Origin of the sequence: Nostoc sp. S13 (genome assembly GCF_029379315.1) — a bacterium.
In the GTDB taxonomy this organism is placed as follows: Bacteria; Cyanobacteriota; Cyanobacteriia; order Cyanobacteriales; family Nostocaceae; genus Nostoc.
The window spans coordinates 1-8,218 of record NZ_JAQYWQ010000186.1 but is presented as its reverse complement, the minus strand read 5'-3'; the positions used below and the strand labels follow the sequence as shown (position 1 = coordinate 8,218).

Sequence of the window (8,218 nt, the reverse complement as noted above, 5' to 3'; positions counted from 1 at the left end):
AGACAAGACGATCAAACTCTGGGATGTCAGCACAGGCAAAGCGATCAAAACCCTGACTGGGCATAGCAGTACGGTCTATAGCGTAGTCTTCAGCCCCGATGGCAAGACACTGGCTTCTGGCAGTGAAGACAAGACCGTAATTTTATGGGATTTGGATTTAGATAATTTATTACTCAGTGGTTGCAACTTGTTGAATAATTACCTCATTGCCCATCCAGAAGTGCTAGAGGATTTGAAAGAATGTCAAACTCCATCACAGAAAGCGCTGGGGGCGACAGTGTTAGTCATCCAAGGTGAGAAGTTAGCGCGAAATGATGATATTAATGGCGCTGTTGAAAAGTTCCGCCAAGCACAGCAGTGGGATAATAAATTAAATTTTGATTTCCAGGCGAGAGCGAAAGAGTTTGTCAACAAAGGCAAGGCTGAAGGCTCAGTTGATCAAGGAAACAGCCACTTACAAGAGAAAAAGTTTAAGGAAGCGATCGCAGATTATACCGAAGCTCTCAAGCTCGATCCAAAAGTCGAAATTCCTAATGATTCTTGGAATACAATATGCTGGGACGGTAGTCTACAAAAACAAGCGGCTGATGTTTTACCAGCCTGTGAAAAAGCCGTTGCACTTGCACCTGAAGCTGGCTACATTCGTGATAGTCGTGGCTTGGCTAGAGCGCTGACTGGCAATACCCAAGGCGCGATTACTGACTTTGAGGTATACATCGCCCAGACTGACGATAAAGATAGTAAAGCACAACGGCAACGCTGGGTGAAAGATTTACGGGCGGGGAAGAATCCGTTTACAGATGCAGAGCTTGAGAAGTTACGGAAGTAGTTTTAACCTCTCTCCTAAGTTTATCGAATAGCCTAAAGAAACCTCAAGAAAGGTTCTGCTACGCTTTCACCTGTTCCTCTCCTTGTTAAGGCTACTAGTCTGTCAAATTCATTTTGACGGTTAGAGAGACGCGATAAATCGCCCTCTCTACAGGGAATTTATCGTGTATACACCGTAGCCTAAAAGGGGAGAGGCTTTAAATCTTACTCCCCAACGCTAGTAGGGAAAGGGCTGGGGGTTAGGTTTTTCCACTTAACGTGAAAAATCAAAGTTTTATAATAGAATGTAACGCTGATAAATCGGAGGTAAGTGTGGGCACTGCGGTACATTGGCAGGAACGAGTTGGTAATCAAAGGGATTGGGTTTGGCGCGGCTGGCAAACTCGCTACACTTACATTCGCCCTAGCCAAAATCACCACCAGACAACACCGCTGATATTGCTACATGGCTTTGGTGCTTCCATTGGTCATTGGCGAAATAATTTAGAGGTGTTGGGTGAACATCACACAGTCTACGCGCTGGATATGTTGGGTTTTGGCGCTTCTGAAAAAGCCGCAGCTAATTACAGCATTGAATTCTGGGTTGAGCAGGTTTACGACTTTTGGCAAACATTTATCCGTGAACCAGCGATATTAATCGGCAATTCCAACGGTTCACTGATTTCTATGGCCGCCGCCGCCACTCACCCCGACATGGTGCGGGGTATGGTGATGATGAGTTTACCCGACCCGTCACTAGAACAAGAAGCAATTCCTCCTGTGCTGCAACCAGTTGTCAGAGCAATTAAAAATATTGTTGCTTCGCCGTTGATTCTGAAACCTGTGTTTAACTTCGTGCGCCGTCCAGGGGTGCTGCGTCGCTGGGCTAGTCTCGCCTACGCTAACCCAGAGGCGATTACCGATGAACTCATCGAAATTTTAGCAGAGCCTCCCCAAGACCGGGGTTCCGCCAGAGCTTTTAGTGCCTTATTCAAAGCTGCGATCGGAATTAACTTTAGTCCCAGTGTCAAGAAAGTATTACCAACCTTAACAATTCCGATGCTGTTAATTTGGGGACAAAAAGACCGGTTTGTTCCCCCAGCCCTGGCTAGCCAATTCGCCAAATACAACGATAAATTGGAACTGCTGAATTTGGAGGATGTCGGGCATTGTCCCCATGATGAATCTCCCGAACAAGTCAACCAAGCTATTTTAGATTGGATTGACAGATCGGTTAGCGTAGGCGAAGCCCGCCGCAGGCATCGCCAACCGTTAGTTATTCCCTAAATATTATGCAATGGGTGTATGCAATGGGTGCGATCGCGTCAGCCAAAACCTTTGCCACGATTGAATTTCTTAACTTTTAACACTTAGTCAATCGTGGCTTGGTTAGTGTCAACATCTGTAGCACCACTCACAGAATTGGCTACAGAAATCATTTTGTTGAGAATTTCTTGACTGGGAACTTTACCTTTCAATACTACAGTGCTGCCTGTCTGAGCAACCCAAAGAGTATCAACATCGTCGAGTTCGGGTTCTTCATCAAATGCCAACGCTACCCGCTTTGCTAAACCACTTTGGTCGTATTCTCCATTTAATCCCAGACGTTCTGACGGTATTGATTGACCATCAGTAGATTCAACGCTACTACTTGGATCTTGCGCTATTTCCTGTGCAGTCGGATTTACTTCCGCATTTTGAGGCTTTTCCAATCCAAACAATCTTTGTAACCAACCCATAAATACTTTTCTCCTATTTCCGATTAGACGTTGATCAAATCTGAGTATAAAAGCTTTACAAAAATACCGCATCTGCCAATCAAAAGATATGCTTCAATGAAATTCCAGCTTGCAGTCTGATTTCTGCCCAATTTCTCTCCAGAAAATGCAATGAGTGCAACTATTAAGTTTAAAATAGAAGGTCGCACTGACTTTTTTAGTGCGGTAGTAAGTCTAGCGTAGCCCTTAGTTAGTGTCTGCGTTCCTCAATTCCTGCTCTAGCCTCTGTTGGCGAAGATGAAACATACCCTTTCAGTTCTTGTAGAAGATGAGGCGGGTGTTCTTTCCCGCATTTCTAGTTTATTTGCACGTCGCGGCTTTAATATTGAAAGCCTTGCTGTTGGCCCTGCTGAACAAGGAGGAGTCTCCCGAATTACGATGGTTATACCTGGTGATGATCGCATTATCGAGCAACTCACCAAGCAACTGTACAAGTTAGTCAATGTCCTGAAAGTACAGGACATTACCGAAACTCCTTGCGTCGAGCGGGAATTGATGCTTTTGAAGGTGAATGCTAGTAGCAGCAATCGCTCAGAAGTGATCGAACTGTCTCAGATTTTCCGGGCGCGAGTCGTGGACGTGGCGGAAGATTCTCTCACTTTAGAAGTTGTGGGAGATCCAGGTAAAATGGTAGCGATCGTGCAGGTGTTGCAAAAATTTGGTTTGAGAGAAATCGCCCGCACTGGCAAAATTGCCCTGACTCGTGAGTCGGGTGTGAATACCGAGTTACTCAAGTCTTTGGAAGCAAAGGTTTAGTTGGCAACTTAAATAAAAAACTCCACCCACTCTTGGGTTGGAGTTTTTGGGCATGGGGAATGGGGCATGGGGCATGGGGAAGAAGTTACCTGTTTGGCCAATGCCCAATGCCCCAAGCGACGGGGCGACTATCCCTCTCCACCCACTCTTGGGTTGGAGTTTCCCGTCGCTTTCAATAAAGGCTTGTAAATAATCTACTTGTGGGGGCGAACATCTGTGCGCCCCCAACATCTGTAGCATTTATAGACGCGTATCAGTGAGCAAGTGAGTTGACTTATGGACAAAACGATCCGTGGAAGGATGTTCAAACTTATTCCCAGGAGAAAGACTATTATCCTGATGAAGGGATGTTGATTTATCCTGGTGACTCAAGGCTTTTGTTGCAAAGCCCACAACATATCTATGCCATAAGATAGCTGCTTTTTGAATATATATATGCTTTAAAAGTTGAATAGAACTATATATAGCATAGCAATAAGTTAAAAACTACAGATAAAAGCTTTTGTGACTACGTATAGACGCTTGTATGTTCAGGCAGTGCTTCGAGAACAACTATGTCAAACAGGAACGCCTATAAAAGAATCTGGAATGTCTGATGGAATCCTCAGAACGAAGTTTAAAAGCGGCTTTTATCAGTTAGTAGTACTAGGTGTATTTTCATAAATAACTTTAGATATTTTGACATATTAACTTATTTTACTGCCAGCAAATTCTATTAATAACGATTTCTGTACAGCGATTATTTACTACTATCACAGTGATACCCAATTACCTTACTTCAGCAAGATGTACATTCACTATCTCAACCATTATTATATTTATTAAATGGAAATTACAGTTGAGGTAATGAGGTAAGTAATGGCAACTAAATTGAAAGTTACAAATATTAAAGGTGATGACTGTGTTCAGAAAATAACTAAATCTATTCAGACTATGGTATCTGATGCCAAAGTAGATGTGGACGTTAATGCAAAAACCATAACTGTAGATGGTTCCGCTTCTGAAGAGACAATTAAACAGATAGTTCAATCTGCTGGTTATACTATAGAGGGCTATTAATTACATTTCTAAATTTCTGCGGAAATTTAGAAATGTAATTAAGCACAATTCCTTGATCATAATATATTCGCCCGCTTTCCGGGCGGAATATTCTTAACAAATTACTCTACTTGATCAAGAAGATTTTCCTCCTCTGACAGACTTGAAATACTAGCTTTCTGCCTGACTTCTAAGCTGTAACAGATACAGCGAAAGAGTGTAGGAATTTGAAAGTACTACTGTATATTTATTTGCTCTGACAAAATTATTAAGTTTTCCGGTATTCAATTTCAGGAACGAATTAACATTGGGTCATAAATTTGACACTCTTGAACACCATAGTTGCCCAAAATAGAACTAACTTGTTCAAGCTCATTGTCTGTGCCACTAACGATGAGTATGTAATTGCCTTGCTCAATTTGCTCATTGTAAAAGCGTGCCCACTCATCTGCTATTCCTAACCTCATAGCGTCAAAGCGCTCACTTAAATTAACGCCTGTTGATCCGACAAATTGAGAAAAGTCTTTGCAAATTAAGGAAATCTGGTTTACCGGAAAACCTGCGGCATACATATCGTTAATTGCCGCTTCAACATTATCTATGTGATTAAAGTAACTAACAGCATATTTAGGTAAAATCCCACTTTTATTAGGAATGGCAGTAGTAGAAATCGTCGTGGTTAGATAATTTGTAGTTCCATGCTCACTATTGAGATGTTCGTAAATGCCAAACTCTTCAATACCCCAACGCTGGAGAATTGCTTGTACTTTCGCAATTTCAAAAGATGTACAATCCACGATTATTAAATAGTGTCCATACTCTACTCGCTCGTTATATGTTCTAGCTTGCTCTTCCGATATTCCCCAACCAACTAATGCACCAGCAAAAGTCCCAGTAGCAGCACCAATACTTGCACCTACAAGGGTTGTAACTAAAGCAGTTGCAGCTGCGCCAGCCAGCATTATTGGCCCAACTCCAGGGATTGCTAAAGTACCAAGACCTACTAATAAACCAGTCAATCCACCAACAGCACCCCCTGAAAGCCCTCCTACTGTTGCACCTTCGTCAGCTTTATCACCAGTACGCTCTTTAATTTGATCATCGGCAATCTCATGATTGCGGTCTGTATTCTGTACAACTACAGATACTTTCTCCATCGCCAAGCCAGAATCTCTCAACTCATGTAGTGCCTGTTCTGCATCTCGACGATGAGTAAATACGCCTACAGCACGTTGATATTGACTTAAAACCATTATTACTCCTTAGTAGGGGAAAGTTAATCACCTACAAATTTAGTTAGTATTTCAGTACTTATAATCAGGACTTACGCAATCAAAGCTTGAAACCTCGATCCCCCCTAACCCACGCCAGTCGCCTCAAGTCGGGAAACCCGCCCACAGCGCTGGCTCCCCTTAAAAAAGGGGGGAACTTGAAAGCCCCCTTTTTAAGGGGGATTGGGGGATCTCTTCTGCGTAAGTCCTAATAATATTAAATACGAGTTTGTTTAACTGAAATCATCTTAAGTAATAAAATATAACTGAAGAAACGGCTGAGTGTGGATAAAATTTTTGGAATCACTCGTCCTGAACGAGTTATGTATTCCAGATACTGTTGCCCAAAAGTATCAATCATCATCTGTTCTTGTTGGGGCACACGAAGAAGATACATAGGTAAAAACGATACGAGGTATATTACATCGGAAGGGATTGGGTGGCTTAAAGCCTCCAGATTCTCCTAATGGAACTTTGGCATCTGAACATCGGGATTTGCCTGCTGGCTCAACTCAGCCAGAGACACAACTTAGGTCGCAGCAGGATGGGATGACCTGATTGCCTTTAAATCTCTATTTAGGCTCTGCCGGAAGTCAAGAGGCGGCAGAGCCTCTTATTAGGCATTCCCACTCGGAGATTCTTAACGAGATAATCGAGATAACTTTAGGGGTTAAACAGCACTTTCAAGAAGACGATGCGATCGCTAAAATAGCAGAAATCGCACCTGTAAAAGTACAAAATTCACCTTCTGAGGCTCAACATTCACCTTCTGAGGCTCAACGTTCACCTTCTGAGGCTCAACGTTCACCTTCTGAGGCTCAACTAACAAATATATTATTCTTGAATTTACAGGGGTGAGCGTGCAGTAAAATTTGCTCACCTCTGTAAAGTGAAACATAACTTTAGATTTCTTTGCTCAAAATCTCCGAGGACGCAACTATAGCGCTTTTCCTTTGTATGCGATACACTTTGACCTCTCTCCTAAAAGGAGAGAGGCTTTGAATTTACTCCCCTTCCCTTGTAGGGAAGGGGCTGGGGGTTAGGTCTGTATTTGACTCAATTGAGAAGCACTATAAATAATATCGTATCTACTTTCTTCATTCTCAGGTAGTTTGGGAATGTAGAGTTAAATTTTTTCCCAAATCTCTTTAACTGAAGAAATTCTTTCCCAATTACCCGGCGACGTTTTAGGAGGGTTGCGTCAAGGCGATCGCATCTTAACATCTCTGCGTGAAAACTCCGCACCTATCCCAACGTTAGTTAAAGAAAGTCAACAGTCTTTAGGCGTTGCAGACTTCCATCTAATTATCTGCGGTGGCACTTTGGGTATTTTAATTGGTTGCGCCTTAGCAGTGAAGGGACTGCGGGTGGCGTTGATGGAATGGGGAATTTTGCGGGGGAGGGAACAAGAGTGGAATATTTCTCGCAAAGAATTAGATGTATTTGTGGAATTGAATTTGCTCACACAGGAGGAATTAGCAAGTGCGATCGCTACTAAGTATAACTCGGCGCGAGTCGGCTTTCATGGCGGTACAGAAGTTTGGGTAGAGGATGTTTTGAATATCTGCCAATATCCAGATAAATAACAATACTTTAAGAGCGCAGCATCGGGAATTTTTAGAAAATGAATATGCGATTTTTATTGCTGTGCAGAGGTTATTGGCTTATTCGCCATCCTCAGAGTTATTCATCAACTCGCATAATCGGCGTATGTTTTCAAGCTATCGAGTTAGCAGCGTCGGCTGACTAGCACTGTCTGCTACCACTAATAAAAAACAGCCAGAGATTTGCTTGAATTTATTTCATTTCGATGAAGCAAATAAAAATTTCTTGTAAAAGCGTTGTTGCACAAACACGCTAAATGGTAGCGTCTCACTGTAATATGCAGCACTTAACCTCATGCGGAGACTTTTGTCACATGAAATTCAGTGCTACGTACAAGTCAGTCCAAAGGTGAATCTTCAAGAAATATTATTCTTCCTTAAGGGTAAGGGATGAAGTATGCCGAAAATATCAATTTTGAACCAAGTTATTTGTGCCTTGAAACAGCACAAATAGCAAATTGATAACTGAAGTGATTGAAAAAATCAATTGAGGTAGGTAAAAATTATGGCAGATATCATTGGAACCAACGGTAATGATTCTCTAGTCGGCAGCTACGCAAACGACACTATTAATGGTTTAATGGTTTAGCAGGCAACGATACCATTACATCTGACTCTGGCTTCGACACCTTGACTGGTGGAGGCGGCAAGGATAAATTTGTTTTCAACTCCTTTAGTATCTACAGCACCATTGATATCACCGATTTGGATGGAGTAGGTAAAGGAACAAACCCCACAGCAGCAGTCATTGCCGAAGTGGACACCTTAATATTTTCGGGTGATGGCTTGACTGCCCGAAATCTACTGCTGATCGAGTATCACAACAATCTGGAAATCACCTTTGACGGGGTAGATAGTGTCCCAATTATCCTGGATAACTTTGCCTTAGAAAACCTAGGGCGTGTCATTAATTGAGCCAAATGAGAGAAGCAGCCAGATAAATTGCACCTAAAAAGTTTGCAGC

10 protein-coding genes and 1 pseudogene are annotated in these 8,218 nt (G+C 42.4%); 9 read left to right on the top strand and 2 right to left on the bottom strand.

Features of this window, described 5'->3' with window-relative positions:
* The coding region (locus tag PUQ00_RS31230; protein WP_300423744.1) for a tetratricopeptide repeat protein at window positions 1-829 on the top strand (829 nt) is incomplete at its 5' end.
* 311 nt (window positions 830-1,140) lie between these two features.
* Window positions 1,141-2,094 (top strand): alpha/beta fold hydrolase, encoded by a 954-nt coding sequence (locus PUQ00_RS31225; protein ID WP_300423742.1) that lies wholly within the window; start codon window positions 1,141-1,143, stop codon window positions 2,092-2,094.
* Window positions 2,095-2,177: 83 nt separating this feature from the next.
* On the opposite strand, the gene PUQ00_RS31220 is transcribed toward PUQ00_RS31225, so the two are convergent.
* A complete protein-coding gene (locus tag PUQ00_RS31220) occupies window positions 2,178-2,546 on the bottom strand; it encodes a BON domain-containing protein (protein WP_300423740.1) in 369 nt (122 codons plus the stop codon).
* Window positions 2,547-2,822: 276 nt separating this feature from the next.
* Between PUQ00_RS31220 and ilvN the strand changes: the two genes are divergently transcribed.
* The 3 genes from ilvN to PUQ00_RS31205 all read left to right on the top strand — a co-directional run bounded on the left by ilvN (window position 2,823) and on the right by PUQ00_RS31205 (window position 4,400).
* Entirely contained in the window at window positions 2,823-3,341 is a 519-nt protein-coding gene (ilvN, locus tag PUQ00_RS31215) for an acetolactate synthase small subunit (protein ID WP_298906950.1), read from the top strand.
* 66 nt (window positions 3,342-3,407) lie between these two features.
* Window positions 3,408-3,530 (top strand): hypothetical protein, encoded by a 123-nt coding sequence (locus PUQ00_RS31210; protein WP_300423737.1) that lies wholly within the window; start codon window positions 3,408-3,410, stop codon window positions 3,528-3,530.
* 669 nt (window positions 3,531-4,199) lie between these two features.
* Window positions 4,200-4,400 carry a heavy-metal-associated domain-containing protein gene (locus PUQ00_RS31205; RefSeq protein WP_300423736.1) on the top strand — a complete coding sequence of 67 codons (201 nt, stop codon included), beginning with the start codon at window positions 4,200-4,202 and terminating at the stop codon, window positions 4,398-4,400.
* 269 nt (window positions 4,401-4,669) lie between these two features.
* Here the strand turns inward: PUQ00_RS31205 and PUQ00_RS31200 are convergent, their stop codons facing one another.
* Entirely contained in the window at window positions 4,670-5,632 is a 963-nt protein-coding gene (locus PUQ00_RS31200) for a general stress protein (RefSeq protein ID WP_300423734.1), read from the bottom strand.
* Window positions 5,633-6,085: 453 nt separating this feature from the next.
* On the opposite strand from PUQ00_RS31200, the gene PUQ00_RS31195 reads away from it, so the two are divergent.
* The 4 genes and pseudogenes from PUQ00_RS31195 to PUQ00_RS31180 all read left to right on the top strand — a co-directional run bounded on the left by PUQ00_RS31195 (window position 6,086) and on the right by PUQ00_RS31180 (window position 8,169).
* A complete protein-coding gene (locus tag PUQ00_RS31195) occupies window positions 6,086-6,208 on the top strand; it encodes a hypothetical protein (protein WP_300423732.1) in 123 nt (40 codons plus the stop codon).
* The gene (locus PUQ00_RS31190; protein ID WP_300423730.1) at window positions 6,209-6,508 is read left to right on the top strand and encodes a hypothetical protein; all 300 of its coding nucleotides are present in this window, start codon (window positions 6,209-6,211) and stop codon (window positions 6,506-6,508) included.
* A gap of 284 nt (window positions 6,509-6,792) precedes the next feature.
* Window positions 6,793-7,215, top strand: a pseudogene (locus PUQ00_RS31185) (FAD-binding oxidoreductase); the annotation flags it as partial.
* 669 nt (window positions 7,216-7,884) lie between these two features.
* Window positions 7,885-8,169 (top strand): hypothetical protein, encoded by a 285-nt coding sequence (locus PUQ00_RS31180; RefSeq protein ID WP_300423729.1) that lies wholly within the window; start codon window positions 7,885-7,887, stop codon window positions 8,167-8,169.
* Window positions 8,170-8,218: the final 49 nt, after the last annotated feature.

Bases quoted from the DNA above. Each gene is read 5' to 3' on its own strand.
- PUQ00_RS31220 (WP_300423740.1), bottom strand. From the start codon at position 2,546: ATGGGTTGGTTACAAAGATTGTTTGGATTGGAAAAGCCTCAAAATGCG.
- ilvN (WP_298906950.1), top strand. From the start codon at position 2,823: ATGAAACATACCCTTTCAGTTCTTGTAGAAGATGAGGCGGGTGTTCTT.
- PUQ00_RS31210 (WP_300423737.1), top strand. From the start codon at position 3,408: ATGGGGCATGGGGAAGAAGTTACCTGTTTGGCCAATGCCCAATGCCCC.
- PUQ00_RS31205 (WP_300423736.1), top strand. From the start codon at position 4,200: ATGGCAACTAAATTGAAAGTTACAAATATTAAAGGTGATGACTGTGTT.
- PUQ00_RS31200 (WP_300423734.1), bottom strand. From the start codon at position 5,632: ATGGTTTTAAGTCAATATCAACGTGCTGTAGGCGTATTTACTCATCGT.